This window comes from Kangsaoukella pontilimi (assembly GCF_009830125.1).
Taxonomy (GTDB): Bacteria; Pseudomonadota; Alphaproteobacteria; order Rhodobacterales; family Rhodobacteraceae; genus Kangsaoukella; species Kangsaoukella pontilimi.
Genome location: NZ_WUPT01000002.1, coordinates 1 through 25,549 on the forward strand (window position 1 = coordinate 1; position 25,549 = coordinate 25,549).

General features: G+C 63.4%; 29 protein-coding genes. 10 read left to right on the plus strand and 19 right to left on the minus strand.

Annotation, left to right across the window (positions count from 1 at the left end):
• From GQ651_RS09345 to GQ651_RS09365, 5 genes are all read right to left on the minus strand, one after another.
• On the minus strand, positions 1 to 123 hold a 123-nt coding region (locus GQ651_RS09345), incomplete at its 3' end, for a GTP-binding protein (RefSeq protein WP_227258212.1).
• 89 nt (positions 124 to 212) lie between these two features.
• Positions 213 to 845 carry a hypothetical protein gene (locus GQ651_RS09350; protein ID WP_160764002.1) on the minus strand — a complete coding sequence of 211 codons (633 nt, stop codon included), beginning with the start codon at positions 843 to 845 and terminating at the stop codon, positions 213 to 215.
• A 65-nt stretch (positions 846 to 910) separates the two neighbouring features.
• Positions 911 to 2,023, minus strand: coding sequence for a M48 family metallopeptidase (locus tag GQ651_RS09355; protein WP_160764003.1), 1,113 nt, complete (start codon positions 2,021 to 2,023; stop codon positions 911 to 913).
• Positions 2,020 to 3,234, minus strand: coding sequence for a YjgN family protein (locus GQ651_RS09360; protein ID WP_319637388.1), 1,215 nt, complete (start codon positions 3,232 to 3,234; stop codon positions 2,020 to 2,022). Before GQ651_RS09360 ends, GQ651_RS09355 begins: the two co-directional genes overlap by 4 nt.
• 4 nt (positions 3,235 to 3,238) lie before the next feature.
• The gene (locus GQ651_RS09365) at positions 3,239 to 5,557 is read right to left on the minus strand and encodes a DNA topoisomerase IV subunit A (protein ID WP_160764005.1); all 2,319 of its coding nucleotides are present in this window, start codon (positions 5,555 to 5,557) and stop codon (positions 3,239 to 3,241) included.
• Between the two features lie 144 nt (positions 5,558 to 5,701).
• On the opposite strand from GQ651_RS09365, the gene GQ651_RS09370 reads away from it, so the two are divergent.
• The 4 genes from GQ651_RS09370 to GQ651_RS09385 all read left to right on the plus strand — a co-directional run bounded on the left by GQ651_RS09370 (position 5,702) and on the right by GQ651_RS09385 (position 7,984).
• Positions 5,702 to 6,238, plus strand: a complete 537-nt coding sequence (locus tag GQ651_RS09370) for an SH3 domain-containing protein (RefSeq protein ID WP_160764006.1) — start codon at positions 5,702 to 5,704, stop codon at positions 6,236 to 6,238.
• A 63-nt stretch (positions 6,239 to 6,301) separates the two neighbouring features.
• Positions 6,302 to 7,135 carry an SDR family NAD(P)-dependent oxidoreductase gene (locus tag GQ651_RS09375; protein ID WP_160764007.1) on the plus strand — a complete coding sequence of 278 codons (834 nt, stop codon included), beginning with the start codon at positions 6,302 to 6,304 and terminating at the stop codon, positions 7,133 to 7,135.
• 71 nt (positions 7,136 to 7,206) lie between these two features.
• Positions 7,207 to 7,410, plus strand: coding sequence for a twin transmembrane helix small protein (locus tag GQ651_RS09380; protein WP_160764008.1), 204 nt, complete (start codon positions 7,207 to 7,209; stop codon positions 7,408 to 7,410).
• A gap of 1 nt (position 7,411) precedes the next feature.
• Entirely contained in the window at positions 7,412 to 7,984 is a 573-nt protein-coding gene (locus GQ651_RS09385) for a cob(I)yrinic acid a,c-diamide adenosyltransferase (RefSeq protein WP_160764009.1), read from the plus strand.
• Between the two features lie 174 nt (positions 7,985 to 8,158).
• On the opposite strand, the gene GQ651_RS09390 is transcribed toward GQ651_RS09385, so the two are convergent.
• A complete protein-coding gene (locus tag GQ651_RS09390) occupies positions 8,159 to 8,527 on the minus strand; it encodes a VOC family protein (RefSeq protein WP_160764010.1) in 369 nt (122 codons plus the stop codon).
• 148 nt (positions 8,528 to 8,675) lie between these two features.
• On the opposite strand from GQ651_RS09390, the gene GQ651_RS09395 reads away from it, so the two are divergent.
• Together GQ651_RS09395 and GQ651_RS09400 are read left to right on the plus strand one after the other, a co-directional pair.
• Complete coding sequence (locus GQ651_RS09395; protein WP_160764011.1) at positions 8,676 to 9,434, plus strand: electron transfer flavoprotein subunit beta/FixA family protein; 759 nt, start codon at positions 8,676 to 8,678, stop codon at positions 9,432 to 9,434.
• Positions 9,434 to 10,366, plus strand: a complete 933-nt coding sequence (locus GQ651_RS09400) for an electron transfer flavoprotein subunit alpha/FixB family protein (protein ID WP_160764012.1) — start codon at positions 9,434 to 9,436, stop codon at positions 10,364 to 10,366. Before GQ651_RS09395 ends, GQ651_RS09400 begins: the two co-directional genes overlap by 1 nt.
• A 52-nt stretch (positions 10,367 to 10,418) precedes the next feature.
• Here the strand turns inward: GQ651_RS09400 and GQ651_RS09405 are convergent, their stop codons facing one another.
• Positions 10,419 to 11,303 (minus strand): DUF6473 family protein, encoded by an 885-nt coding sequence (locus GQ651_RS09405; RefSeq protein WP_319637389.1) that lies wholly within the window; start codon positions 11,301 to 11,303, stop codon positions 10,419 to 10,421.
• Positions 11,304 to 11,448: 145 nt separating this feature from the next.
• On the opposite strand from GQ651_RS09405, the gene GQ651_RS09410 reads away from it, so the two are divergent.
• Positions 11,449 to 12,324 carry a 3-hydroxybutyryl-CoA dehydrogenase gene (locus tag GQ651_RS09410; protein ID WP_160764013.1) on the plus strand — a complete coding sequence of 292 codons (876 nt, stop codon included), beginning with the start codon at positions 11,449 to 11,451 and terminating at the stop codon, positions 12,322 to 12,324.
• Positions 12,325 to 12,391: 67 nt separating this feature from the next.
• Here the strand turns inward: GQ651_RS09410 and GQ651_RS09415 are convergent, their stop codons facing one another.
• From GQ651_RS09415 to GQ651_RS09440, 6 genes are read right to left on the minus strand one after another with little or no spacing between them, the layout of a single operon-like run.
• A complete protein-coding gene (locus GQ651_RS09415) occupies positions 12,392 to 12,664 on the minus strand; it encodes an HPr family phosphocarrier protein (RefSeq protein ID WP_160764014.1) in 273 nt (90 codons plus the stop codon).
• Between the two features lie 4 nt (positions 12,665 to 12,668).
• Positions 12,669 to 13,052, minus strand: a complete 384-nt coding sequence (locus tag GQ651_RS09420) for a PTS sugar transporter subunit IIA (RefSeq protein WP_160764015.1) — start codon at positions 13,050 to 13,052, stop codon at positions 12,669 to 12,671.
• Between the two features lie 5 nt (positions 13,053 to 13,057).
• Positions 13,058 to 13,969: an RNase adapter RapZ gene (rapZ, locus tag GQ651_RS09425; protein ID WP_160764016.1), complete on the minus strand. Its 912-nt coding sequence runs from the start codon at positions 13,967 to 13,969 to the stop codon at positions 13,058 to 13,060.
• Positions 13,966 to 14,403, minus strand: a complete 438-nt coding sequence (locus tag GQ651_RS09430) for an HPr kinase/phosphorylase (protein WP_160764017.1) — start codon at positions 14,401 to 14,403, stop codon at positions 13,966 to 13,968. Before GQ651_RS09430 ends, rapZ begins: the two co-directional genes overlap by 4 nt.
• 12 nt (positions 14,404 to 14,415) lie before the next feature.
• On the minus strand, positions 14,416 to 16,143 hold the full coding sequence (locus tag GQ651_RS09435; protein WP_160764018.1) for a sensor histidine kinase: 1,728 nt from the start codon (positions 16,141 to 16,143) through the stop codon (positions 14,416 to 14,418).
• On the minus strand, positions 16,144 to 16,845 hold the full coding sequence (locus tag GQ651_RS09440) for a response regulator transcription factor (RefSeq protein WP_160764019.1): 702 nt from the start codon (positions 16,843 to 16,845) through the stop codon (positions 16,144 to 16,146). It lies immediately after the preceding gene.
• A 364-nt stretch (positions 16,846 to 17,209) separates the two neighbouring features.
• Here GQ651_RS09440 and GQ651_RS09445 point away from each other — a divergent pair, with 364 nt between their 5' ends.
• Positions 17,210 to 18,829 (plus strand): phosphoenolpyruvate carboxykinase, encoded by a 1,620-nt coding sequence (locus tag GQ651_RS09445; protein ID WP_160764020.1) that lies wholly within the window; start codon positions 17,210 to 17,212, stop codon positions 18,827 to 18,829.
• Between the two features lie 118 nt (positions 18,830 to 18,947).
• Here GQ651_RS09445 and GQ651_RS09450 read toward each other — a convergent pair whose 3' ends face one another.
• Positions 18,948 to 19,721 (minus strand): sulfite exporter TauE/SafE family protein, encoded by a 774-nt coding sequence (locus GQ651_RS09450; protein ID WP_160764021.1) that lies wholly within the window; start codon positions 19,719 to 19,721, stop codon positions 18,948 to 18,950.
• Between the two features lie 9 nt (positions 19,722 to 19,730).
• Entirely contained in the window at positions 19,731 to 20,396 is a 666-nt protein-coding gene (locus GQ651_RS09455; RefSeq protein WP_160764022.1) for a DUF2161 domain-containing phosphodiesterase, read from the minus strand.
• A 183-nt stretch (positions 20,397 to 20,579) separates the two neighbouring features.
• On the opposite strand from GQ651_RS09455, the gene GQ651_RS09460 reads away from it, so the two are divergent.
• Together GQ651_RS09460 and GQ651_RS09465 are read left to right on the plus strand one after the other, a co-directional pair.
• The gene (locus GQ651_RS09460; RefSeq protein ID WP_160764023.1) at positions 20,580 to 21,500 is read left to right on the plus strand and encodes a manganese-dependent inorganic pyrophosphatase; all 921 of its coding nucleotides are present in this window, start codon (positions 20,580 to 20,582) and stop codon (positions 21,498 to 21,500) included.
• 10 nt (positions 21,501 to 21,510) lie between these two features.
• Positions 21,511 to 22,383 (plus strand): TIGR01459 family HAD-type hydrolase, encoded by an 873-nt coding sequence (locus GQ651_RS09465; protein ID WP_160764024.1) that lies wholly within the window; start codon positions 21,511 to 21,513, stop codon positions 22,381 to 22,383.
• On the opposite strand, the gene GQ651_RS09470 is transcribed toward GQ651_RS09465, so the two are convergent.
• From GQ651_RS09470 to GQ651_RS09485, 4 genes are all read right to left on the minus strand, one after another.
• A complete protein-coding gene (locus tag GQ651_RS09470; protein ID WP_160764025.1) occupies positions 22,380 to 22,976 on the minus strand; it encodes a DedA family protein in 597 nt (198 codons plus the stop codon). The two genes, GQ651_RS09465 and GQ651_RS09470, sit on opposite strands and share 4 nt — an antisense overlap.
• On the minus strand, positions 22,969 to 23,316 hold the full coding sequence (locus GQ651_RS09475) for a hypothetical protein (protein WP_160764026.1): 348 nt from the start codon (positions 23,314 to 23,316) through the stop codon (positions 22,969 to 22,971). Before GQ651_RS09475 ends, GQ651_RS09470 begins: the two co-directional genes overlap by 8 nt.
• 354 nt (positions 23,317 to 23,670) lie before the next feature.
• Entirely contained in the window at positions 23,671 to 24,768 is a 1,098-nt protein-coding gene (locus tag GQ651_RS09480) for a site-specific DNA-methyltransferase (protein WP_160764027.1), read from the minus strand.
• 116 nt (positions 24,769 to 24,884) lie between these two features.
• Positions 24,885 to 25,493, minus strand: coding sequence for a ribonuclease HII (locus tag GQ651_RS09485; protein WP_160764028.1), 609 nt, complete (start codon positions 25,491 to 25,493; stop codon positions 24,885 to 24,887).
• Positions 25,494 to 25,549: the final 56 nt, after the last annotated feature.

Sequence of the window (25,549 nt, forward strand, 5' to 3'; positions counted from 1 at the left end):
CGCCTTGAAGTCGCCGAAATACTTCGTGATCGCAGCCGTCAGCGTCGTCTTGCCGTGGTCAACGTGACCGATCGTGCCGATGTTGACGTGCGGTTTCGTCCGTTCAAACTTTGCCTTTGCCATTGCCCTCACAGCCTCTGAAAAAAGGGGCCGCACGCGGCCCGGGTCTACACCGCGGGCCGTCTATGGGATTGGCCGGGGAAAATCAAGCGTCAGTTCGCAACCGTTTCCGCCGCGGCGGTGTCGCTTTCCGACGCAGGAAGCGGGGGAGCTGGCGTGGCGATGGTGTAGGGCACGCGCACCTGACCGGGGCGCGGCGCGAACCATTCGGGGTTCTCGCGCAGCCATTGCTCGATCCGGCGGGCGACGTTCTCGGACAGATTTTCAAGCTGTTCCTCGGGGCTGCGCACGTAGCCCGAGCCAAGGATCGGCACCGCGTTCCGGATGCCCTCGCCCGCGACGATGCGGAACGGCTCTTCGTTCAGTTTCTGCTGAGTGAAGTTGTCGAAGACGGTCACATCCACGATCATCGTCGAGCGCGGCGCGTAGACGACCGGGATGCCCGGCTGCGCCAGAACGACACCGCCGACGACGATACCAAGATGATAGAGCCCATCCCCATCATAGCGCCGGAGCCGTTTCGCCACCGCGTTCTGAACCGAGGCTTCAAGCTGAACCTCGGTGAAACTGCGCGAGAACGGGCCGCGCGTCACGTTGTCGGCAATCGCGATATTGTGGCCCAGACGGAACTGACCCAGAGGCTCGGGGGGGAGCGTCAGGTCTTCTTCGGTGGCGCAGGCTGCAAGCGTAAAGGCCGCCAGCCCGATCATCAGAAAACGCATCATGTGCCTGCCCCTTTGGTTTGCACTTCGGACCGGGCCTAGTCGTCTCCGGGCAGAAGCTCAATATGTCAGTCCCAAGGATAGTTGCAGATCGTCTGCAGGGCCAACCAGTCTTCATCCGACAGGGACGGCGTGGTCACGCTCATGTTTTCGCTGGCGGCCCGGGCCTTGTCGATGCGGTCGCCAAGGCTCGGGTGCGACATGAAATGCGCCGCGATCCCCTCGGCATCGCCATACATATCGCGGATCACCTCGAAAAGATCGCCAAGCGCCGCAGGCGATATCTCGGCGTCGCGCAGCATGGAGATGCCCAGATCGTCGGCGGCCGCCTCTGCCTCGCGCGTGTAATCGGCCTGGATCAGCTGCTCGACAAGAAAAAGAACGGCGGCACCGCCCGCGAAATCTCCGAAGACAAGCCCGAGCACACCGAGCGACCCCGCCGAACGCAGCGCGATCCGCGTCGGGTCACGCGCGGCCACATGGCCGATTTCATGGGCGAGGACGGCGGCGATCTGATCGGGGTCGGTCGCGGTTTCCAGCATCCCCCGGAAGAACACGACCTGCCCGCCCGGCAGCGCGAAGGCGTTGACCATGTCGTGGTCGAGCACCGTCACCGTGACATCATGGGGCAACGCCGGACCTGTCGCCATGAGCCGGTCAAGCATGGTCTGCATTGCATCGAGCCCCTCGGGGTTCTGGCAGATCGGCACGAAGTTCGAGAAATCGTCTGCCAGTGCCGTCTGGATCTGACCAAGTGTGGCCTCGCCCAGCGCGCGCTCGCCTTCGGCGGGAAGTATACGCGCCAACTGATCCGCCATGATGGGAACAAGCACCAGCACGATGAGCGCGACCGACGCGACCGCACCGACGGCCCAGCCCAGAACGGCGCGGAGCCCGCGCACCGGCATTCCCTTCCTCAGGCTTTTCGCCCCGCTCCGAACCGCCCCGATCGCCGCCTTGTCGGTCAGGATCAACCGGGACATGGGTGCGTCTTCCAACGTCAGGACCAAATTGGTCCTGACGGCCTGATCCCCGATCTCGCGAAGCGCCGCCATAGGCCAGAGGCGTTCACCCTGCTCGGGAATGTCGAGGACAATGCCGCCCGTCTCGACGCGGTATCCGACGCGCCTGACGCTGGCCTGTTTGCCATCGAAGAAATCCGCGAAGCCCTGGGCGCTCATATCGCGGCCCCCAAATCGAGCGCTTCGGCAAAGCCTTCGGCCTCGTGATGCTCGTCGCGGGCGCGCTGGCGGATATCGTGCAAGCCCTCGCTGCCCACGATCTCCAGCGTTTCAGCGTAATGCCGCCAGAGCGGCAGGGTCACGAAGATATGCTGAAACGCTCCCCATATGATGAAGATCAGGAAGTAGACCGCGAAGCCGAGCAGCTGAAGCGGCAAACCCGGCGCGGTCAGGTTGTCGAGGTCGTCGAGCGAGAACTCGGCCCCGACGGCAAGAAACAAAAGGCCGAAATAGGCGACCAGCAGGACGATTGCCAAAAGCGACGTCAAAAGCCAGGTGGCTGTGAAGCCAAGCATGTAGATGCCAATGACGCGAGGTGTTCTGGCGCGGGATTCGAAGCGGATCGGTCCGGCGGACTTCGTGGCGGTCAGCACCCGGAACGAGCGGACCGAGTACCAGGCGAACGCGATGGCGAGGAACGGCAGAGAAATCACAAGACCGCCGAGAAGCGCCTCCAGACTGTCTTCGGTCGAGAAGGTGCCCTCCGGGGTGAGGACATAACCCCAGACGACAAAACCAACGACCAGCGCAAGAACGATCCAGAACGGGATCATCCCCTTGATCAGCCCGGTCCAGCGCCCTCCCTGCTCAAGCTGCCGGTCCCCGAACCATGTCCGGTCAATCCGGTACTTTTCCAGCCGGTGGGTCATCAGTGGCCATAGAAGCGTGCCGGAGAGGATGGTCAGACCCCAATACAGCATCGCCCGCCACGCGTAGCCCCACGCGCCCGGATCGACACCGAAGCGGATGCCGCGCCAGCGTGTCCGGGCCAGCACATAGCGCCGGGCGCGGTAGCGGGCGTAGAACCAGAGTGGGATGACGCCGACGAAAGAGGCGACATAGGCCGCGTAGTTCCCGTCGAATAGCGAGAAGCTGACGAACATCAGCAGCAGGTTCACGATGCCGATGTAGAAGGCGAGGATCACGACGGCGATCAGGAAACCGAGCAGCTTCTCGATGCCCTGCCCGACATATTCCATCGGGTGCCCACCGGGCCGGATCGACGACCAGTAGAAGCGGCGAAGGCGCGTCTTCATCCAGAACCGGTAGAGACCCACGGTCAGGACCGTCAGCAGGCCCGTCCTGATGGAGAGTTTGAAAAGCGGCCAGCGGCGGCCGGCGAAATCGGTCGAAAGCGTCGGGGCCGCCACGTTATCAGGTGAACCTGTTCGTCTGCGGGAAGCCCCTCGGGGCCATGCGTCCGGCGGATGCGCGGGCACCCTGCCACTCGGCAAGGTCATCGGCCGTCACGGTGCGGGTACGTCCGGCCGGATCCAGCCAGGAGAGCCCCTCTTCCAGCGTGAAGGTGCGCGCGTCAGACAGGCCGCCATCCTTGTATTTCTGAAGCCGAACGCCCTTGCCGCGCCCCATCTCGGGCAGGTCGGCCACCGGGAGGACCAGCATCTTGCGGTTCTCGCCCACGGCGGCGACGTGATCGCCATCGACCGGCTTGCAGACCACAGCGCGGGTGTCGTCCCTGACGTTCAGCACCTGTTTCCCGGCGCGGGTCTGGGCCACGACGTCATCCTCAGGCACCACAAAGCCATCGCCAGCGGAAGACGCGACCAGAAGTTTCCGGCCCGGCACATGTGTGAAAAGGTCCACGATCTGCGCCTCGTTCGGCAGGTCGACCATCAGTCGCAGCGGCTCGCCCATGCCACGGCCACCGGGCAGGTTGGACGCCGAGAGCGTATAGAATCGCCCGTTCGAGCCGAAGACAAGCAGGCGGTCGGTCGTCTCGGCATGGAAGATGAATCGCGGGCCGTCGCCGTCCTTGAATTTCAACTCGCGGGTCAGGTCGATATGGCCGGTCATGGCGCGGATCCAGCCCATCTCCGAGCAGACGACCGTGATCGGCTCGCGGTCGATCATGGCCTCGAGTGGCACGTCGGCCACCTCGACCGCTTCGGAAAAAGTGGTGCGGCGCGCGCCACCCTCGGACGACTTGCCGAAGGTCTTCTTCACTTCGCGAAGCTGGTCCACGATCCTGGACCACTGCTGACCTTCGTCCGCCAGCAAATCCTCGAGCGTCTCGCGTTCCTGCAGAAGCTCGTCATACTCGCGACGAAGCTCCATCTCTTCGAGACGGCGGAGCGAGCGAAGGCGCATATTCAGGATCGCGTCGACCTGCACCTCGCTGAGCTCGCCCTCGCCCGGCGGAGGCGAAACGTAGTCGGCCTCGTCCATCGCGCGCTTGTGAGGCTTCGACCAATCCTCGCGCATGAGCGCGGCCTTGGGCTCGTCGTCATAGCGGATGATGTCGATGACCCGGTCAAGGTTCAGGAAGGCGGTGATAAACCCTTCCAACACCTCCAGCCGGTGGTCGATCTTGGCCAGCCGGTGTTCGGACCGGCGGCGGAGCACGTCGCGGCGGTGATCGAGGAAGGCGCGAAGCACCTCCTTGAGCGAACAGACCTTGGGCGTCACGCCGTCGATCAGCACGTTCATGTTCAGGCTGAACCGGCTTTCCAGATCGGAGTTCCGGTAGAGCATGTTCATCAGGACGTCCGGGTCCACGTTCCGCGACTTGGGTTCCAGCACAATGCGGATATCCTCGGCGGACTCATCCCGCACATCGGCAAGGATCGGCACCTTCTTGGTCTGGATCGTCTCGGCGATTTTTTCGATGAGGCGGCTTTTCTGCACCTGATAGGGGATCTCGGTGACGACGATCTGCCACTGGCCGCGGCCCAGATCCTCGACCTCCCACTTGGCGCGGACACGGAACCCGCCCCGGCCGGTGCGATAGGCCTCGAAGATGGCCTCCTGTGGCTCCACGATGACGCCGCCCGTGGGAAAGTCGGGGCCGCGCACCATCTCGATCAGAGTATCGTCGCGGACCAGTTCGCTGTTCTTGGCCTTGGCCAGATGGATCGCGGCGTCGCAGAGTTCGTCGATATTGTGGGGCGGAATGTTGGTCGCCATGCCGACGGCGATACCGGACGATCCGTTCGCCAGCAGGTTGGGAACCGCGGCGGGCAGCACCACCGGCTCTTCAAGTGTGCCGTCATAGTTCGGTCGGAAGTCGACCGCGTTCTCGTCCAGCCCATCGAGAAGCGCCTCGGCCATCGCCGTCATCCGCGCCTCGGTATAGCGCTCGGCAGCAGGGTTATCACCGTCGATATTGCCGAAGTTCCCCTGACCGTCGACCAGCGGGTAGCGGACGTTGAAATCCTGCGCCAGACGCGCCATCGCGTCGTAGATCGCCTGGTTCCCGTGGGGGTGGTAGTTGCCCATCACGTCGCCCGAGATCTTGGCCGATTTCCTGAAGCCCCCGGAGGAGGACAGGCGCAACTCGCGCATGGCGAAAAGGATTCGCCGGTGAACCGGTTTCAGACCGTCCCGCGCGTCGGGCAGGGCCCGATGCATGATCGTTGACAAAGCATAGGTCAGATACCGGTCGCCGATCGCGCGGCGAAGCGGTTCAGCAAGGTTTCTGGGGTCGATCTTGGGGTCGTCGCTCGCCTCGGTCATAGATGATGTGTAGCCGCGTCATCTTGCCGGGTAAAGCTGTCCGTTCATCGCGACGTCGCGTCTCACCGGCTCGATTTTCGGCGGGATTGTGCTATTCATTCTGTTTGCTGCCCGGCCACTCAGGCCAGATTCCTTGGGGGGAATATGACTCGCTTTCTGCTCAGCGCGGCGACGCTCGCCGCACTCTATGGCATTCTGACCGTCTACGGCGCCGAAGAGCGTCGGCCCGAGACGACGCGTGCGGCAGGCGATGCTCTTGCCTTCAGCTTCGACCCCGGGAACTGGTTCCAGACCGATGAGGTCATCGCAACAGCCAAGCTGCCCGAACCTGCCCTGAGTGAGGCGGAAGCCCTTCGTGTGGCGCTGGCCGCAGGACGAGCCCATCGCGACGGTCGCGAGGCGCGCCCGATGCAGGGAACGCTGATCGCCGCGGTCGAGGCCGAGCCCGACCCTGACGCGCCTGCAGACCAGCTGGCTATTGAGATGTGGTATGTCACCGGCACCGCGGTCAATGTCCGCTCCGGACCGGGCACCGGCAATCCGGTCGTCGCACAGGTCAGCGCCGGCGACGCTGCCGAAGTTCTGGATCAGTCCGGTGGCTGGATGCGCATCCGGCCCGAGGGCGCCGACGTCGAAGGCTGGATTTCGGGCCGATTCCTAGACCGAAACCAGCCCGGCTGATCCCCGGTTGATCCGGCCCGGCGCGCGGCCTATTTCCGCGTCAGGCAAAAAGGGCAGGACAATATGGGAAAACCCACCATCCTGATTACCGGGTGCTCGTCAGGCATCGGGTATGACGCGGCGCATGGTCTCGCGCGCTCCGGCTGGCGTGTCTTTGCGACCTGCCGCAAGGAGACCGACGCGGAACGTCTCAGGTCCGAGGGCCTGGAAAGTTGGCGCCTCGATTACGAAGACGAGGACAGCATCGCGGCCGGTCTCGACGAGGCGCTGTCGCGCACGGGCGGCACGCTGGACGCGCTTTTCAACAACGGCGCCTATGCGATCCCCGGTCTGGTCGAAGATATGCCCACCGGTGCGCTCCGTGCGATTTTCGAGACGAACGTTTTCGGCCAGCACGAGCTTGCGCGCCGTGTCCTTCCGGTCATGCGGGCGCAGGGGCATGGCCGGATTCTGTTCAACTCCAGCATTCTCGGCTTTACCGCGCTTCCGTGGCGCGGTGCGTACAACTCGACCAAATACGCGCTGGAAGGCTATTGCGACACACTGCGGCGCGAGATGCGGGGCACCGGCATTCACGTGATCCTCATCCAGCCGGGTCCGATCACCGCACTGATCCGGCAGAACTCGATCCCCCATTTCGAGAAGTGGTTCGTCCCGGCCGCATCGGCGCGTGCTGACGAATACGAGACAAAGCTGAAACCCCGGCTCTACAAACTGGGGAACGAGCGCGATCCCTTCGAACTTCCGGCATCGGCGGTGACCCGGGCCGTAAAGCGCGCCCTGACGGCAAAGAACCCCCGCGCCCGGTACCGGATCACGCTTCCGACCAAGATCGCGGCGATCGGCAAGCGTCTGCTGCCCACACGCCTGCAGGACCGCATCCTCGCAAGGCTCTGACCCGGGTGGGACAGAACGCCCCCTTCGCCTCGGACCGCAAACGGTCTAGGTCACGCTGACAAGGAGACAGCATGCTTCAGGACCCGCTTTTCATCATCGTCGGCATTGCCTGCCTGATCGTTCTCGGCATCCTGCTGACGGGGGTCGGCGGCTTCGCGAAGGGCGGCGATTTCAACAAGAAACACGCCAACAAAATCATGCGCTGGCGCATTTACGCCCAGGCTATAGCCATCGTGCTGATCCTGATCTTCGTACTCGTGCGCCGGGGGGGCTGAAATGATCGTACTGAACAAGATCTATACAAAAACCGGAGATGCAGGGGAAACCGCGCTCGGCAACGGCGCCCGCGTGGCCAAGCATTCGGTCCGCGTTTCGGCCTATGGTACGGTCGATGAGCTCAACGCCACGGTCGGTATGGCGCGCCTTGTCGCGGACGAAGTGACCGATGCCGCGCTGGCCCGTATTCAGAACGACCTTTTCGACCTTGGCGCAGACCTCTGCCGCCCTGACATGGAGAAGGACGACGAGGCCGGCTACCCGGTTCTGCGCATGGTGCCCGAGCAGACCGCACGTCTGGAAACGGAGATCGACGAGATGATCTCGCGCCTCGAACCGCTGCGCTCATTCATCCTGCCTGCCGGATCGCCGCTTTCGACCCAGCTTCATCTCTGCCGGACCGTCGCGCGCCGGGCCGAGCGCTACACCGTCGAGCTCGCGACGATGGAATCTGTCAATGAAGCAGCGGTCAAATACCTCAACCGCCTGTCGGACTGGTTCTTCTGCGCGGCCCGGATCGCCAATGACGAAGGCCGCGCCGACGTGCTCTGGAAGCCGGGCGCAAATCGCTGACTTCGTGCGGTCGTGGCGAGGGGCAGCGCCCCTCGCGCTCCCCGGAGTATTTCCCAACAGAAGAAGCGAAAATTTGACTCAAATTGTCTTCGCCTGTTCGGAAATATCCCGGGGGAGCTGCCCGCAGGGCAGCGGGGGCAGCGCCCCCTCAACCGCTCGCAACGGAGCATGCGCTCAGGATGACGCGGGAGGCTCCCACAGCTCGATCGCATTACCTTCGGGGTCCTTCAGATGCGCGAAGCGGCCAATTCCGTCGAGTGTCGTCTCGTTGAAGGTTTCGATGCCGGCGGCGTGCAGCTGGTTCAGCATCGCGTCCATATTCGCCACGCGGAAGTTGATCATCGTCTGCTGCCCCGCCGGAAAGTAATCCGTATCCGCGGCGAAGGGCGCGAAAACAGTCACGCCGCCCTCGCCGACCCAGGGCGGCGTTTCCATGTCCGTTGGCGCGGGGCTGACACCCAGATGAGTGTCGTACCACGCCGATAGCGAGGCCGGATCTTTCGCCCGGAAGAACACGCCGCCAATACCCGTGACCTTTTCCAATTCGTCCTCCTCAAAACGCGAGATTCAAAAAAACGCGGCGTCGCAAGACCGAAACGCGTCGATTTTATACTGTCACCTCCCAAGCTGCTTCGCTACACCCGCAGCGGAAGGGCGGGTTTTCCGCCATGGAACAGGGAGTTTTGTACCCATGAAGGTCCTCGTACCTGTCAAACGTGTGATCGACTATAACGTGAAGGTCCGCGTGAAGGCGGACGGATCGGGCGTCGATCTGGCCAATGTGAAGATGTCGATGAACCCCTTCGACGAGATCGCCGTGGAAGAGGCGATCCGGCTGAAGGAAAAGGGTGTCGCGGAAGAGGTGATCGCCGTGTCGATCGGCGTCAAGCAGGCGCAGGAAACGCTCCGCACCGCGCTCGCCATGGGCGCCGACCGCGCCATCCTGATCGTCGCTACCGATGACGTGCACACCGATATCGAGCCTCTGGCCGTCGCCAAGCTTCTGAAAGCGGTCATCGACGAAGAGCAGCCGGGCCTCGTGCTCTGCGGCAAGCAGGCGATCGACAACGACATGAACGCCACCGGCCAGATGCTGGCGGCGCTGACCGGCTGGGCGCAGGCGACTTTCGCCTCGAAGGTCGAAATCGACGGCGATCATGCCAGCGTCACCCGCGAAGTCGACGGCGGCCTTCAGACCATCAAGGTCAAGATGCCTGCCATCGTGTCGGTCGACCTGCGCCTAAACGAGCCGCGTTATGCGTCGCTGCCGAACATCATGAAGGCCAAGAAGAAGCCGCTCGATGAGAAGACGCCGGACGATTACGGCGTCGATGTCGCGCCGCGCCTCGAGATCGTGAAGACGACCGAGCCGGAAGAGCGCAAGGCGGGTGAAATGGTGGGCTCGGTCGACGAGCTTGTGGCGAAACTCAAGGAAGCGGGGGCCGTGTGATGAGCGTTCTTCTTCTTGCAGAAGTGACGAGTGGCGAGCTCAACATGGACGCGACCGCCAAGGCGGTGACCGCGGCCAAGGCGCTCGGCGATGTGACGGTGCTTTGCGCAGGGGCCTCGGCGGCTGCTGCGGGCGACGCTGCGTCGAAGATCGATGGGGTGTCCAAGGTTCTGGTGGCCGAGGACGCCTCGCTCGGGCACCGGCTGGCCGAACCGACGGCGGCGCTGATCGTGTCGCTGGCGGGTGACTACAGCCACATTCTGGCCCCGGCGACGACCGACGCCAAGAACATCCTGCCCCGCGTCGCGGCGCTTCTGGATGTGATGGTGATCTCGGATGTCTCTGGTGTGGTCGATGCGGACACGTTCGAACGCCCGATTTATGCCGGCAACGCGATTCAGACCGTCAAATCTTTGGACGCCAAGAAGGTCGTGTCGATCCGCACCTCGACCTTCGACGCCGCCGGCGAGGGTGGCTCGGCCCCGGTCGAGACGATCGGCGCCGCTGAGAACCCGGGCCTCTCGGAATGGGTCGAGGACAAGGTTGCCGAGAGCGACCGTCCGGACCTGACCAGCGCAGGCATCGTCGTCTCTGGCGGTCGTGGCGTCGGCTCGGAAGAGGACTTCGCTCTGATCGAAAAGCTGGCCGACAAGCTGGGTGCCGCCGTCGGTGCGTCGCGCGCGGCGGTCGATTCGGGTTATGCGCCGAATGACTGGCAGGTGGGGCAGACCGGCAAGGTCGTGGCACCCGACCTCTATGTCGCGGTGGGCATCTCGGGCGCGATCCAGCACCTGGCTGGCATGAAGGACTCGAAGATCATCGTGGCGATCAACAAGGACGAAGAGGCGCCGATCTTTCAGGTCGCCGATTACGGTCTTGTGGCCGACCTGTTCACGGCCGTGCCGGAACTGATCGAGAAACTCGACGGCTGACCGGCCTGACCAAACCGCGAAAGGGGCGCCCGGGAAACCGGAGCGCCCTTTTTCATGCCGCGCCGCTGGCTGCCTGTGTCCAGACCAGTGGCGTACTTGTAGCGCGCCGGGATGCGTCTGGCCGTCCGATCACGTCTGCAAGCGCATCGGCCACCTCGGCGTGAAAGCGCGGACCGGGCAGGGCTTGCGCTGCGGCTTCCTCACCGGGGGCAAAGCGTCGCGTATCCAGACCCTCGCTTCGGGCTCCGGGGCTTGGCACCGCTTCGATCAGACCCGCCGCATGAGGCAACAGTTCTTCCAGCATGTCACGGTCGACAAAAAGCGGATCCGCGTCAGACGTCGTATCCGTCGTATCCTCGGGGCGCCGCTCGGACATCCAGAGCAGCAACGTCTCGCCGCGAATCGAATCGAGAACGCTTTTCATTCGATAGACCCATGCCAGCTTCAGCTCGCTGACGAGTTCCGTGAATGCGCGGCCGCCCTCGGCCTCAAGCGTCTTGACGAGGTGACCGGTAAAATTGAACTCGGTGAAATCCAGCTTTGGGTAGAGGTGCTGCAAGCTGGGCGATGCTTTTAGGAAGCGGTCGTTGCGGCGTGGATGCACGCTGTAGAACCTGTTCGACATATTCTGCGCGCCAAGCACCTGGATGATTGTGAACCGGGCGCGCGAGGCGAGGTCGAGAATGTCGGGATCATCCAGGATAGACGTCAGGCCCGCCTGCATAACGCCGAAATTCGCGACGGGCTCTTCCAGAATATCTTCCAGAAGGTCGGGAAAAGGCCGGTCGACGAACTTTCCGAACGTCTCGCTTCCCCCAAGCGCCGCAACATAGGGACCGTCAAGTGCGCGGCGCGGTCCGCGAAAACGGAGCCGAGACGCGCCATATCGGCATGTCCGATAGTCAATTCCGGTGCTGTTTTTTGCGTCGTCGGTCACGTCAGCCCGCCATTCCTGCATCACCCGTCGCGCAGATTCGCCGCATACGGTTGAGAAATGGATAAACTCGGCATTTTAACAATCGCGCCGCCTTGCACCGGCTTCCGCGCTGCGCCTATGGTCGCGCGCGAAAGGATGTGTTCGGATGGACGTCAAATCTGTAGGTGTGATCGGCGCGGGGCAGATGGGCAACGGGATTGCCCATGTCTTTGCACTCGCGGGCTATGAGGTGCTGATGACCGACATCAGCCACGACGCTCTTGAGGCGGCGCTCCGGCTGATCGACGGCAATCTTGAACGGCAGGTCTCGCGCGACAAGATTTCGGAGGAAGAGCGCGCGGGCGCGATGGCGCGGATCCGGACCACGATGACACTGGCGGATCTGGGCGCGACCGACCTCGTGATCGAGGCGGCGACGGAACGGGAAACCGTGAAGACCGCAATCTTTGAAGATCTCGTGCCGCATCTGAAGCCAGAGACGATCCTGACGTCCAATACGTCGTCCATCTCCATCACACGGCTGGCCAGCCGCACCGACCGTCCGGAGAAGTTCATGGGGTTCCACTTCATGAACCCGGTGCCCGTGATGCAGCTTGTCGAGCTCATTCGCGGCATCGCGACCGACGAAGACACCTATCGCACCTGCGTCGGCGTGGTGGAAAAACTCGGGAAAACCGCCGCCTCGGCCGAGGACTTCCCGGCATTCATCGTCAACCGCATCCTGATGCCCATGATCAACGAGGCGGTCTATACGCTTTACGAGGGCGTGGGCTCGGTCCAGTCGATCGACAGCGCCATGAAGCTCGGCACCAATCACCCGATGGGGCCCCTGGAACTGGCCGACTTCATCGGGCTGGACACCTGTCTCGCCATCATGAACGTGCTGCATGACGGTCTGGCGGACACCAAGTACCGCCCCTGCCCTCTTCTGACGAAATATGTCGAAGCCGGCTGGCTCGGCCGTAAGACACAGCGCGGTTTCTACGACTACCGCGGCGAAACGCCGGTTCCGACGCGCTGATCGCAACTTCTTCTTGGCGCAAATACTCCGGGGGAGCCGCCCCTGGGCGGCGGGGGCGGAGCCCCTCTTACATGTCCTCGCCGAACTTGTTCGCGACAAGCTCGTCAATGGCATCGAGAAGCTCGGCCGCCTGCGGTCCGCTCGTTTCGACCTCGATCGTCGTGCCGAGGCTCGCGGCCAGCATCAGCAGGCCCATGATGCTGTCACCCGTGGCGGACATGCCGTCCTTCGACACTTCGGCGTCCGCGTCGTAGCTTTCCACCAGCTCGACAAGACGCGCAGAGGCGCGCGCGTGCAGTCCCTTGACGTTGACGATCTCCATGGCGCGGGTGTGGGTCATGCGGTCATCCGTTGAAACTGTCGATGTATTTCCGACCCGCCTGCTTCGCCGCTGCGACGGCGTCGGCGATGGGCTTGTGGCGGCTCTTTGCCAGCTTGATCAGAAGCGGTAGGTTGGCTCCGTAGAGAATGACACGATCCGCCGGGTCGCAGGCGCGCAGGCTCAGGTTCGAGGGCGATCCGCCGAACATATCGGTCACGACAACCACACCCTTTCCTCGGTCAACCCTGTCGGCGGCGGCGCAAATCTCGTCCTGTTTCGCCTCGCGGTCGTGGTCGGGCTCTATGGCGATCGCCGCGATACCGGATTGCTTGCCCACGACATGCTCGATGGCGGACAGATATTCGCCCGCCAGTCCGCCATGCGCGACAATCACGATCCCGATCACGCCGGTTACCCCATTTCGCCGGAGCGCTGCGCATCGCTGCGCCGCTCCAGCTCCCGGTGGCGAGTTGACACCTGCCACCCCCGGTCCGCAAGGGCCGAGGCCAGACTTTCCGCAACGGCAACGGAACGGTGTTGCCCCCCGGTACATCCGAAGCCAATCCTGAGATAGGCCTTGCCCTCGTCCTTGAACGCCGGAAGCAGGCTTTCCACCAGATCCGTCACCCGGTCAAAGAACGGTGTATATCGCGGATCGGTCGCAACATAGCGTGCGACCGCCTCGGATTGCCCGGTAAGACCGCGCAGCGCCGGTTCCCAGTGAGGGTTCGCGAGGAAACGCACGTCAAAGACCATGTCGACGCCACGGGGAAGCCCCCGCTTGTAGGAAAAGCTCTCGACAGAGATCGCCATGGGGCGGGCGTCGTGACCGCCGAAGATCTGCTCGATCTCCGCTTTCAGGTCATGGGGGGTCAGTTCGGAAGTATCGATCAGCACATCGGCGCGGGCGCGGATCGGCACCAAGAGTTCAAGCTCGCGCGCGATACCCACATCAGGGCTTTCGGACGGCGCCAGCGGATGGACGTGGCGGGTTTCGGAGTAGCGCCGGATCAGGACATCCGTCCGGCAATCCAGAAACAGAAGCTCGGCGTTCACGTCAGGCTCGGCGGCCAGATCGTCCAGAAGCGCGGCCACCGCGTCAGTCGAGAAATCGCGGTTCCTGACATCGATCCCGAGCGCCAGATCGCCGCCCGACAGCGGGCCGTGCAGAAGGCGGTCCATCAGCGACAGAGGCAGGTTGTCGATCACCTCGAAACCGAGCGCCTCAAACGCCTTGATAGCGGTCGAGCGTCCGGCCCCAGAGGCGCCAGTGACCAGAACCAGGCGCGCCCGGCCCTCATGCGGACTGTATTTGACGGTCATGGTGCGACCCGCTCTCCGGTGAGACAGGCCATCAGAATAGCGGGGAACGCGGGGCTCTCAACCTTGTGGAAGAGCGGCAGTGTCGCACCGGCGATCACGGTTTCGTGCCGCTCGGGAAGGCGGGCATTTTCGACCTTGTCCAGAGTGACGACAGCCGCCGCTCCTGCCTCCTGCCATGGCATGGCAATCAACCCGAGGCCCCGCGCCTCGATCCGGCCGGCGATGGTGTCGGGCGGGCTGAGCCACAGGATGTCGGTGCCGCTTCGCGGCGTGCAGATGACCCGGTCATCCGCGATCAGGACAGCGCCCCGCGAAATCAACTCAAGTGCAAGACTGGATTTTCCGGACCCTGACGCGCCCTTGATGATCAGACCCTTCCCTCCGATGGCTACCGCTGTTGCGTGCAGCACTTGGGGCGGTACGGCCTCGGTCATGGGGCGTCGCAGTCAGACGGGCAGGCCGACGACAAAGCGCGCGCCAAGCGGTTCGGAGGTGATATCCGCGTCTGTCGGGCGGATGTTCTCGGCCCAGATCACGCCGCCATGCGCCTCGACGATCTGTTTCGAGATCGACAGACCAAGGCCCGAGTTGTTGCCGAAATGGCCAACCGGGCGCTCGGTGTAGAAGCGGTTGAAAATCTTGGTCAGCGCCTGTTCGGGGATGCCGGGCCCGGTATCCTCGACCACGACAAGCACCCGGTTCTCGCGTTTCCGCACCCAGACACGGATTGCGTCGCCGTCTTCGCAGAAGGATATCGCGTTCGAAATCAGGTTCACGAAGACTTGCGCCAGACGGCTTTCCAGACCCTCGATCACGATGGGGTCGGACGGCATGTCGGTGATGAACTCGACGCCCTTGTCGCGCGCCTGTTCGCCAAGATAGTCGCCCAGATTGCCGATCATCTTGAGGAGGTCGAAGGGCTCTTCGTCCTCTTTCACCAGTTCGCTGTCGAGCCGCGAGGCATTCGAGATGTCGCTGACCAGCCGGTCGAGGCGGCGGGTGTCGTGCTCGATCACGTCGAGCAGCTTCTCGCGATGGTCGGGACGCTCGACATCGCGGAGCGAGGCGACGGCCGAGCGAAGCGACGCGAGCGGGTTCTTGATTTCATGCGCGACGTCGGCGGCGAATTGTTCGTTGGCGTCGATCCGGTCGTACAGCGCCGCGACCATACCGCGGAGCGCGCCCGAAAGTCGCCCGATCTCGTCAGGGCGGGCGGTCAGGTCGGGGATGCGAACGCGGCTGGGGCTGATCCGACGCGAGTTCTTTTCGCGGCCGATTTCGGCGGCCGCGGCAAGATCGGACAAGGGGTTGGCGATGGTCGATGCGAGGACGAGCGAAAGTCCGATCGAGACCAGGATCGCGATGACGAACATCTGCAAAACCTGCTCGCGCTCGGAACGGACAAGCTGGTCGATCTCACCCGCGGCGCTGGCGATGGCCACGGCGCCGATGGCAACCCCGTTGCGCTCTATCGGCGTTCCGACGGTGAAGATCGTATTGCCGTAAAGATCGGTGGTCGACCGGACGAGCGTGTCCTCGCTGAGAGCTTCGAGCGCGATGCTGCGGGCTCGGTCCGTGTTGCCGGGGTCTTCGGGCGCCTCGGCGAGGTCCTTGCCTGAGACGCTGGATATGCCTTCCCAAATCCCATGCAGGAGATCCGAGATCACGGTGGAGCGTTCGGAATTATCCAGAGTCTCGACCGCCTGGGATGTCCGGTTGCGGCCCATGGTCGTGGCGACCAGGCCGCCGCTTGCGTCGAAGACGAAGATCTCAACGGCGTTAGGGATATCGATGGACGCCAGGATCGCCGCCGGATCGGGTGAGCCGTCGGCGCCAAGGCCTGCAGCTTCGCTGTCCTGAAGCCCCGCCTCGAAGAAACTGGACAAAAGCTCGGCTTCGATGACGAGGCTCCGCTCGCGCTGAACAACGAGGCTGTCCCGGAACGGGTTCAGAAAAAGAACCCCCGCCACGAGGACGAGGATTGCCAGAAGGTTGAAGGTGATGATCTTGCGGGCAAGCGGGGACCGGTTCATGGCGATCACGCCACGGCGGTCCCGCTTTCTGCGGGCTTCGCTTTCCGCCGCCGCGTCCGGACCGATCCAATCCTCGCCCAGAACGACGTCGGCGTGTTTGGTCGGCTTTGCGCCCACCACGTCGACCCCCAAGGCGCTCATCTATTCTTCGTTATACCGGTACCCGATGCCGTAGAGCGTCTCGATTGCCGAGAACTCGTCATCGACCATGCGCATTTTCTTGCGCAGGCGCTTGATGTGGCTGTCGATGGTGCGGTCGTCGACATAAACCTGATCGTCATAAGCGACGTCCATCAGCTGGTCGCGGCTCTTGACGAAGCCGGGCCGCTGCGCGAGCGCCTGAAGAAGCAGGAATTCGGTCACCGTCAGCGACACGTCGCGACCCTTCCAGGTCACCGAGTGACGAAGCGGGTCCATCCGCAGCTCGCCGCGGACCATGACCTGTGCCTGATCGACTTCGCCGCCCGCATCGCTTGCGATGACTTCCTGACGGCGGAGGAGTGCACGGATGCGTTCGACCAGCAGACGCTGCGAGAAGGGCTTCTTCACGTAGTCGTCGGCGCCCATGCGCAGCCCCAGAACCTCGTCGATCTCGTCATCCTTCGAGGTCAGGAAGATCACCGGCATCGCGGATTTCTGGCGCACCCGCTGAAGCAGGTCCATGCCATCCATGCGGGGCATCTTGATGTCGAAGACCGCCATGTCCGGCAGCTTCTTGTTGAAGGCGTCGAGGGCGGCCTGCCCGTCATTGTAAGTCTCGACCTCAAACCCTTCGGCTTCGAGAGTCATAGATACCGACGTCAGAATATTTCTGTCGTCATCGACCAGAGCGATCCTGGACATCCTGAATTCCTTTACTGCTCATAAACGCCTTGTTTTTTGGCGCTTCCTGTTTGTCATTTTTCGGGCATCATCGTGTCAGCCTCGTGGTTTTTCAACAATTAAGTGCGAATCGCAGCCATAGGACACGTCTGAGAGACGATATTTTCCTGAAGGAATGGCTAATATGACTCACCTTTCCGCCCTTACCGGCCGGAATGCAGGGGGCTGATGGCGCTAACTCAAGAAAATCAACAACTTGGTTGCGCTAACTGTGCGGTTCCGTCCTATCCATGAGGGGAACCGACGCCCTATAGATACCATTATATCGGAGAACGGAGCGCGCCTCTGTCGGCGTCGCCACCCTATTGTCAAGGAGTTGAAGCCGATGGCCAAAGGCCGTGTGAACCCGAACCATACTCTTGAAACGCAAGGCATTACGGGGCTGGGAACGGTCTATTACAACCTGCGGGAGCCCGACCTGATCGCCCAGGCACTGTGCCTCGGCGAGGGAGAGCTGGGCCAAGGCGGCACGCTTCTTGTCTCGACGGGAAAATTCACGGGCCGATCGCCCAACGACAAACACATCGTCAAGACCGATAGCGTTGCCGACAAGATCTGGTGGGACGCGAACCGCGCGATGTCGCCTGAAGGCTTCGACCGTCTTTACGATGACATGCTCGCCCACATGGCGGGGCGCGACTACTTCGTTCAGGACCTGTTCGGCGGGGCCGACCCGGCTCACAAGCTGGACGTGCGCGTGGTCACCGAGCTTGCCTGGCATTCGCTGTTCATCCGGCACCTGCTGCGCCGGCCCGAAGCAGAGGACATCGACAGCTTCGAACCCGAGTTCACGATCATCAATTCGCCCTCGTTCCGGGCTGATCCCGAACGGCACGACTGCCGCTCCGAGACGGTGATCGCGCTGAATTTTGACCGGAAGCTGATCCTGATCGGCGGCACGGAATATGCGGGCGAGAACAAGAAGTCGGTGTTCACGCTTCTGAATTACATGCTGCCCGAAAAGGGCATCATGCCGATGCACTGCTCGGCCAACCATGCGCCGGGCAACCCGGTGGACACCGCGGTGTTCTTCGGGCTTTCGGGCACCGGAAAGACGACGCTGTCCGCCGATCCCGAGCGCGTGCTGATCGGTGACGACGAGCATGGCTGGTCGGACCGGGGCACTTTCAACTTCGAGGGCGGCTGCTATGCCAAGACCATCAACCTGAGCCGCGAAGCCGAGCCCGAGATCTATGAGACCACCCAGAAGTTCGGCACGGTCATCGAGAACATGGTCTACGATCCCGAGACCAAAGAACTGGACTTCGAGGATGACAGCCTGACGCCCAACATGCGCTGCGCGTATCCGCTGGACTATATCTCGAACGCGTCGCCGACGGCGCTTGGCGGGCATCCGAAGAACATCATCATGCTGACCTGCGACGCCTTTGGCGTACTGCCGCCCATCGCGCGGCTCACGCCGGCGCAGGCGATGTATCACTTCCTGTCCGGCTTCACATCGAAAGTGGCCGGGACCGAGCGTGGCGTCACCGAGCCGCAGCCGACCTTCTCGACCTGTTTCGGCGCACCTTTCATGCCGCGCCGGCCCGAGGAATACGGCGCGCTCCTCCGCGAAAAGATCGCCAAGCACGGCGCGACCTGCTGGCTGGTGAACACAGGCTGGACCGGCGGCGCTTATGGCACTGGCAGCCGGATGCCGATCAAGGCGACGCGCGCGCTGCTGACGGCGGCGCTGGACGGGTCGCTCGAAGACGCGCCGTTCCGGAAGGACAAGAATTTCGGCTTCGAGGTTCCGACCCATGTGAAGGCGTCGGCCGTGCCGGACATTCTGCTTGATCCGCGCCGGACCTGGGACGACGCGGCAGCATATGACCGGCAGGCCGCAAAACTGGTGCAGATGTTCGCCGAGAACTTCGCTCAGTACGAGGAGCACATCGACGACGACGTGAAGGCCATCGCGATCCGCGAAGCCGCTTCAGCCTGATCCCGTTTGATCCGGATGTCGGGGGCTGACGCCCCCGACACGATCCTTCGGGGGCTCCGCCCCGCCGCCCTGCCGGGCGTCTCCCCGGAGTATTTCCGAACAGAAGAAGCCGGGCGGCCTAGAAGCCTAGACCGCGGCGGATCAGGTTCAGCCCCGCGATGACGAGGACGATCAGGGTCAGGGTGCGGAAACGGTCCTGATCCAGGCGGTCCTGTACCACGAAGCCGATAAGCAGGCCCAAGACCGCCGGAACGACAAGTGCCATCGACAGCGGAAGAGTGGCCGGATTCAGCACGCCCGAGGTCATGTGCCCGCCAAGAAGCATGACCGAACCCGTACCGTAGACCACGCCTTGCACGCGGACGCTTTCGCGCTTCGGGGTGTTCATTGCCATCAGGTAGAGAACGGTTGGCGGTCCCCAGACACCCGACAGCCCCCCGAGCGTGCCCGCGAAGGCGCCTACTCCGTACTCGACGCGCCTGCGGTTGCCGTCATGGACGGTCGGCCTCCAGCCGGAGAGCTGGAGGATGGCGAAGATCGTCACCGGCACGCCAAGGATCAGAAACAGAGCACGGGACGGGATCGACGTGACGAGCTGCGCCGCAAGCGCGATGAAGAGCGCCACCATCGTGACGTAACGCCAGTGTTCGCGGGCCGAGGCCCAGGCTGCCGCGACGCCCTGCCGGAAGGCTTGCCAGAGATTCGAGACCAGCGTCGGCAGTATCAGCGCCGCCAGCGCGACTTCGGGCGCAAGGAACGAGCCGAGACCCGAGATCATGACCATTGGCATGGCGAAGCCGGTCGCGCCTTTTACGAAACCGGCGACGACAGCGACGCTCGCCGCGAAGACAAACGCCAGAGGGCCGAGGTCGAAAACGGTGGCGACATTCATGGCACGGCTTTAGACAGTTTCCGAGCCCTCGGAAAGCGCCATCCGTCCGGCATCGCTCAGGTCGTAGATGCCGCGCCCGATGCGGCAGAACCAGCCATAGTGATTGTCGGCCATGAGCCGCGTCGCAGTATCCACGCCGGTGCCCTTCGCGACGTCTGCGCCCTTGCACGGTCCCTCTTTCGATAGCCACTTCGCGCAGGCGATCGCGTCCTGCCGGTAGGCGGTCACCAGCCCGGCTTTCGCAGCCCGGCCGCCCTTGTTCGGGTCACCCCGACGGCGCGCGAACTCTCTCAGGAGCCGATCGCGACGGGCGGGGTTCTGTCGGGGCCGATAGGGGACCGGATCGCAATGAACCTCGACCAGCGCGTCCTTGAGCCGGACGGTTATCAGGCCAAGGCCGAGCCGCCGGCAGAGGGCGTTCATCGACTTGAGCTGCGAAAGAAATGGCCGGCCCGTCTTGCGCGGAACACAGAGATAAACAGCGTCGGTGATCGCCTGCCGCGCGATCCCCTGATGCACGTGGGCCAGTGAGAAACCGGTCTTCAACTCGATCACCACGGGGGGCTCGTCACCGCGAACGGCAACGACATCCGCCGGGCCGATCTCGGCCTTCACCTCATAGCCTTGCCCTTCGAGAAAGGCTTTCACCGGCGGGTAAAGCTCTGTTTCGCGCAATTCTGCCTGCCTTCGACTGCTCGGGCGCATCCTGCACGTATCGACCGCCTTGCATCAAGCGGTGCGGGGCCTCGGCCCCTTCAAACGCGGTCAAAGCAGCGCAGGCTCTCTGGCGAAGGGTGACAACGTGAGCGCCCCTGCTATAACGCCCGCGATTGTACCTGTTTTGACGGACTGCCCCCAATGACCATCAAAGTCTTCGGCCACAAATCCCCTGACACGGACTCGACCGGGTCGCCCATCATCTGGGCATGGTACCTGAGCCATTGCCGCGGCATCGACGCCGAACCTCGCCTTCTGGGCGAGCCCAACACCGAGGCCGCCTTCATGCTGCGCCGCTGGAACCTCGACAAGCCCGAGCTTCTGGAAGACGTGACACCCGAGGACGAGGTCGTGATCGTCGACACGAATAACGTGGCCGAGCTGCCGCCCTCGATCAATTCGGCACAGGTGAGCGAGGTGATCGACCACCACATGCTGCAAGGCGGGCTGAAGACGACGGCGCCGATCAACATTACGGTTCGGCCCGTCGCCTGCACCGCGACGATCATGCACGACCTGATGGGCGAAGATGCCGACAAGATGCCGGACGAGATCAAGGGCGCGATGCTGTCCTGCATCCTGTCCGACACTTTGGAATTCCGTTCACCCACCACGACGGACGTAGACCGCTCGCTGGCCGAGGCGCTGGCAGCCGAGCTTGGTCTCGACATCGCGGATTACGCCGCCGAGATGTTCGCCGCCAAATCGGATGTCTCGTCCTTCTCGAACAGCGAACTTCTCAGGATGGACAGCAAGGCCTACGAGGTCGGTGGCCGGAAATTCCGGGTCTCCGTGCTGGAAACAACCTCGCCTGCCACGGTCCTTAGCCGCAAGGACGGGTTGATGGAGGATATGGCGACCGTCGCGGAGGAGGATGGCGTCGATCAGGTGCTGTTCTTCCTCGTCGACATCCTGAACGAGGAATCGGTGCTGTTCGTGCCGAACGATTTCGTGAAGGACGTGGCCGAGAAGAGCTTTGCCGTGACGGTTCGCGGCGATCTGGTCAGCCTTCCCGGCGTTGTCAGCCGGAAAAAGCAGATCATCCCGGCGCTTCAGGTCTGAGGCGCGGCGCATGGTCCGGATCATCGACACTCTCGCCGAGGTGGCCAACGATTACGACGCTGTCTTCTGCGACCTCTGGGGCTGTCTGCACAATGGCATCTCGGCCTTTCCCGAGGCGGTCGAGGCGCTGCGCGCCTTCCGGGCCGATGGCGGCAAGGTTGTCCTGCTGACCAACGCTCCCCGCCCACGTGCGGATGTCGAAAAGCAGCTCGACGGGATGGGCGTGCCGCGCGACTGCTGGGACACGATCGCCACATCGGGCGACAGCGCCCGCGCCGCGATGTTCCGCGGTGTTGTGGGCAACAAGGTCTGGTTCATGGGCGAAGAGCGCGATCTGACCTTCTTCGAGCCGATCAAACTGGTCGACGACCCTGTCGAAATCGAGCGTGTGCCGCTCGATCAGGCAGAAGGTATTGTCTGCCTCGGTGCCTTCGACGCGCAGGCCGATCCGGCCGTGAACCGGCCCGAGTTTCTCTATGCAAAAACCAAGGGGCTTAAGCTTCTTTGCGCAAACCCGGACATCGTGGTGGATCGTGGTGACACGCGGGAATGGTGCGCGGGCGCGCTGGCACAGCTCTACACCGAAATGGGCGGCGAGAGCCTCTATTTCGGCAAGCCGCATCCGCCGGTCTACGATCTCGCACGGCGACGTCTCTCCGAGCTTGGTACGGACATTTCCGACAACCGGATTCTTGCCATCGGCGACGGGATCAACACGGATATCAGGGGCGCTCTTGGCGAGGATCTGGACTCGCTCTTCATCACCGGCGGACTGGCGGCTGCCGAGACGCGGACGGACCGGCAGCCCGACCCCCAGGCTCTCGAGGAATTCGTATCCGGCCACCAGATCGCACCGACCTTCGCGATGGGTTTTCTTCGTTAAGGCGCGCGGCGACGAACCGTCCGCCAGAGAATGACGCCAAGAAGGGCGGTGATCGCCAGCGAGCTGGTCAGCCCCGCCCAGTCGCCCAGAAGCGTCGTCAGCCGGTCGAGCTCGCTGCCGAAGAGATATCCGAGGCCGACATAACCGCAGACCCAGATTGCCTCACCCAGACCGTCCCAAAGCGTGAACCGCAGCCAGCCCATGCCCGAGGCTCCGGCGGCAAGGTTCATCCACGGCCCGAGAGGGGCCACCAGCCAAGTCGAGAAGAAGACGCCCGTGCCGCCCCACTTGCGGATCGACGCCATGGCGCGTTCGATCAGCACGGCACGCGTGGGCCGTTTCGACAGCGACTCGACAATGGGCGCGCCGCCCCATCGCCCGATCCGGAACCCCGTCTGATCGCCCGCCACCGCCGCCAGCCAGGCCACCGCCAGCACCTGCCAGAGGACAAGGTCACCCGTGGCCGCGAAGGCTCCGGCGGCCAGCATGACGGCGAAGGTCGGTATGGGCACCGCAAGGCAGGATAGAAAAGCTGCCAGCCCGACAATCGGCAGCCCGTAGACCGAGACATATCCGAACAGCAGCTCATTCACCGCCGCGGGTCCGGTAATCGGTGATGGCACCCTCAAGCGCGTCGAAAAGGGCGGCCAGATCCCGCCCGGAGGCTCGCGCGATCTCTTCGAGCGTCACCCTGCGTCCGGCGCCGTCCTGCTCCAGGGCAAGCGCATCGGCGACAACGTCAGGCGGCAAATCCCATGACCGCGCGACGTAGCGCGGCGTCATCCAGCCTTCGAAAGCCTGATCGATATGCGAGGGGTCCGACCAGTAGACGACCGAGACCCCGAGCCTGACCGCGAAAAACACCGAAAGCGCCGCCGCCACGAGGAAAGCACCGACAAGCAGCACCCGTCTCTTTCCCGTCAATTCGGTCATGACGCCTCCCGACCCGCTGACCCATCGCTACCTCATTCACCGCTCCAGAGACACATGCCGCAATGCCACAGGCAGCACCCCAGCCTCTTCGCCTGTTCGAAAATATCCTCGGGGGAGCGCGAGGGGGCAGACAGCCCCCTCGCCTAAAACGAATGCGCCAGCATTTGCATTCGGCGGATGCGTGAGCATCCGCCCACCGCGACCGGCGCAGCCGGGCGCAATCCCTCACAAAAAAGACCCCGCGACTTGCGCGGGGCCAAGTCCGTGCCGCAGGCGGATACGGTCACGGGCGGTAAGAGGGTCGCACCGGTCGCGGGGGCAAGCAGTGGCCCGCGTCCGGAGCGCGGACCGGGATCAGCTCATCTCGGCCCGTATCTGCTGGCGCAGAACGTCGATGGGAACGTTCTTTCCGTCGCGCCGGTAATGCCAGTAGGTCCATCCGTTGCAGGACGGCGCCCCTTCCAGAGCCGCGCCCACCTGGTGGATCGACCCTTTGATATCGTCGGCAATCAGCGTGCCGTCCGCGCGCACCTTCGCGGCTTTGCCGCCGGGGCCGACCAGCATCTCGCCCGGGCGCAGCATGCCGCGCTCGACCAGTTGTCCGAAGGGCACGCGCGGCTCGGCCCGCTTCGATTGCGTGACCTCCAGCGCCGATTTGTCGAATTTCCGGACCTTGGCCAAGCGCGCCTCGGCCACTTCGCGATAGGCCGCCTCGCGCTCGATCCCGATAAAGTCGCGGCCCAGCATCTTGGCAACCGCACCCGTCGTCCCGGTCCCGAAGAACGGGTCGAGCACCACGTCGCCCGGCTTGGTCGTCGCCACAAGCACGCGATGGAGAAGCGCCTCGGGCTTCTGCGTCGGATGCGCCTTGTCCCCATCCTTGTTCTTCAGCCGCTCATGACCGGTGCAGATCGGCAGGACCCAGTCCGAGCGCATCTGCACCCCTTCGTTCAGCGCCTTCAGAGCCTCATAATTGAAAGTGTATTTCGCACCCTCGCCCTTCGAGGCCCAGATCAGAGTCTCATGTGCGTTGGTCAGACGCTTGCCCCGGAAATTTGGCATCGGGTTGGACTTGCGCCAGACCACATCATTCAGAATCCAGAAACCCTGGTTCTGAAGCTCGGCACCCAGCCGGAAAACGTTGTGGTAGGATCCAATCACCCAGATCGCGCCGTCGGGCTTGAGGATACGCCGCGCAGCGGCCAGCCAGTCACGGGTGAACCGGTCATAGGCTGCGAAGGAACCGAACTGGTCCCAGGCGTCATCGACAGCATCGACCTTGGAATTGTCGGGCCGGTGCAGGTCACCGCGCAGCTGCAGATTATAGGGCGGGTCCGCGAAGATGAGGTCGACGGACGCCTCGGGCAGGGACCGCATCAACTCGATGCAATCGCCGTTCAGAATCGTGTTCAGGGGAAGGCGCGCGGCCTCCGGCTTGGTCTTGGTCGTCATCTCTGCCTCTCGGTCCGGGCGCTGTCCCGGCGCCTCGTTCGTTGTGGATAAAGATGAGTCAGGACCGATTCGCCGTCAATTTCTTTTTTGAATCAACGACTTATAGAAATAGCTTGTCACAACATATTGTGGATCGTCTTGAAGGAACGTCTATGATGTGGGGTGATCCCAAGATTTAGAATCGCCTCTCTGTGGGCTTTCGTCGGGTAGCCGGCGTTCCGTTCCCAGCCGTAGCCGGGGTGCTGTTGCGCCAAATCCTCCATGATGCGGTCGCGCGTCACCTTGGCCACGATCGACGCGGCGGCAATGCTGAGGCTGCGTCCGTCGCCCTTGATGACCGCCTCCGCAGAGCAGGTCAGGCCACGCGGTATCATGTTGCCGTCGATCAGCGCGAAATCCACCTGTCGCGAGAGCCCGCCCACCGCGCGCTCCATGGCCAGATGGGACGCTCGCAGGATGTTGAGGGCGTCGATCTCCTCCACACTCGCATGGGCGATGGAGACATCTGCCACCTCACAGAGCGCCGCGGCGATGCGCGCACGAGCGGCTGCCGTCAGCTTCTTCGAGTCGTTCAGACCCTCGGGAATGCGGGACGGGTCCAGCACGACCGCCGCAGCGGTGACCGGACCCGCAAGCGGCCCCCTTCCCACCTCGTCCACGCCGGCGACGCGTATGAAACCGCGCGCCCCGGCGGCCTGTTCAAAACTGAAATCGGGTGCATTCATCCCAGGGACAAAACCCGATCCCGACCACCATGACAAGAAAAGGGCGACGACCGGGA